Source organism: Shigella sp. FC1967 (assembly GCF_001743005.1).
Classification (GTDB): Bacteria; Pseudomonadota; Gammaproteobacteria; order Enterobacterales; family Enterobacteriaceae; genus Proteus.
The window spans coordinates 1-2,071 of the sequence record NZ_MIIZ01000899.1 but is presented as its reverse complement, the minus strand read 5'-3'; the positions used below and the strand labels follow the sequence as shown (position 1 = coordinate 2,071).

1 protein-coding gene and 1 pseudogene are annotated in these 2,071 nt (G+C 34.1%); both read left to right on the top strand.

The window, feature by feature from the left end:
- Positions 1 to 328 (top strand): hypothetical protein (locus BHE89_RS24365; RefSeq protein ID WP_216081016.1); only part of this gene is annotated, 328 nt, incomplete at its 5' end.
- Between the two features lie 168 nt (positions 329 to 496).
- Positions 497 to 2,065: pseudogene (gene tyrR, locus BHE89_RS15555) on the top strand (transcriptional regulator TyrR).
- The last annotated feature ends 6 nt before the right edge of the window (positions 2,066 to 2,071 follow it).

Sequence of the window (2,071 nt, the reverse complement as noted above, 5' to 3'; positions counted from 1 at the left end):
TATCTCAATTATTGATAATCAACTCAGTATTCTAATCCCTATTATTAGTGAAGCGATTAATGAGATTAAAAAGAGGCAATACCAAAAGCAACTTAAGTCATTTCAAATAAAAGAGATATCCCAAATTTTTGAATATCTCACTGAGTCGGGTAAGAAAGAAAGGGCAATAAACGCATTAAAGTATCTCCTTTTTTGTTTTGATTATGGATGTAAGACTATCAAACAGGTGATCCGTCGAGAATTAAGCCCTTTATTAAAGGATGTCGAACATCTTATCGATTTTGAACTAAAAAAAAATAATAAAAACCTATTCATTTCCATTTTTTAGTTTATTTAAAGCATAATAGTCTTGCTTAAAAAGCAGAAGATTAATTTAATTGTGTAAAAATAAATGCTAGTGGTGTCAACCTTTGCTGACAAGCCTCTTTATTTCGTTGATATTTATGTATAATATCTAGAATTAGTTCAGGGTCACTCAGTATTAAGAAGGTTTATAATGCGTTTAGAGGTCACTTGTGAAGATCGCATCGGTTAACCCGTGAATTATTAGATCTGCTAGTATTAAAAAATATTGATTTACGTGGAATCGAAATATTCCCAATAGGTCTTATTTACCTGAATTTTTCTCAGATTGATTTTGATATTTTTCAACCGCTCATGGCGGAAATACGTCGAATAAATGGTGTTATTGATGTGCGTACTGTTGCATTTATGCCATCAGAGCAAGAACATCGTGCAATTTGGACATTATTAGAATCTGTCCCTGTACCTGTTTTTTCTATTGATACCAAGGCTAAGGTTAAGTTACTTAACCCTGCGACAAGACTGCTTTTTGGTTTATCTCCAGATGATCACTCTGAGAAGACATTTAACCAATTAATTCCAAATTTTAATATTCATCGTTTTTTAGAGCAAAAAGAGCACTTTATTCAAATGGTGCCTATTACTGTGAAAAAACAGAATTTTGAGATGGAAATAGTCCCAATTAAATTGACAGACGATAACCAATATAACCATTGTGTTGGGGCTTTTGTTTTATTGAAATATCATGACATTATTTATGATCACCCTAAATTAGTGGCTAACGATCAAAGTGGATTTGACCAAATTATTGCCGTAACGCCTAAAATGAAGCAACTTGTTACTCGCGCAAAGAAAATGGCAATAATGAATGATCCATTGTTATTAGTGGGTGAAACAGGGACAGGGAAGGATTTATTAGCAAAAGCCTGCCATTTATTAAGTAACCGTTTAAGGTATCCCTTTCTTGGCTTAAATTGCGCTTCAATGCCTGATGATGTTGTTGAAAGTGAATTATTTGGCTATGCAGCGGGTGCTTATCCTAATGCTCTTGAAGGGAAAAAAGGCTTTTTTGAGCAAGCTAATGGTGGCACTGTTTTACTTGATGAAATAGGTGAAATGTCGCCGCAAATGCAGATCAAACTTCTACGTTTTTTTAAATGATGGCACGTTCCGTAGAGTAGGTGAAGAAGAAGAAGTTAATGTAGATGTGCGTATTATTTGTGCTACTCAGAAAAACTTGTGGGAATTAGTACAAAAGGGATTATTTAGAGAAGATCTCTATTACCGCTTGAACGTATTAACACTCATATTACCGCCATTAAGGGAAAGAAAAGACGATATCATTCCGTTGACTACTCTTTTTATTAATCAGTACTGCCAAGAACAAAATATGGGTGTTCCGTCCATTTCTGCTGACTTCTCAAATTATTTAATGCAATATTCTTGGCCTGGTAATATTCGCCAATTACGGAATACTGTTTATCAAGCAATGGCTCAATTAACTGGAAATACATTGCGTGTTCAAGATATTACGTTACCTGAGCATACAGGTGAAACATTGTTTGATGAGAATCTATTAGAAGGTTCGTTAGATGAAATGACAAAACGCTTTGAAGCTTCGATTTTAACGCGTTTATACCGTGATTATCCGAGTACACGTAAATTAGCAAAACGCTTAGGTATTTCTCATACCGCTATTGCGAATAAACTAAGAGAATATAATCTTACAAACAAAAAGAGTGAGAAGCTACTGAGGATTTAATTTGAG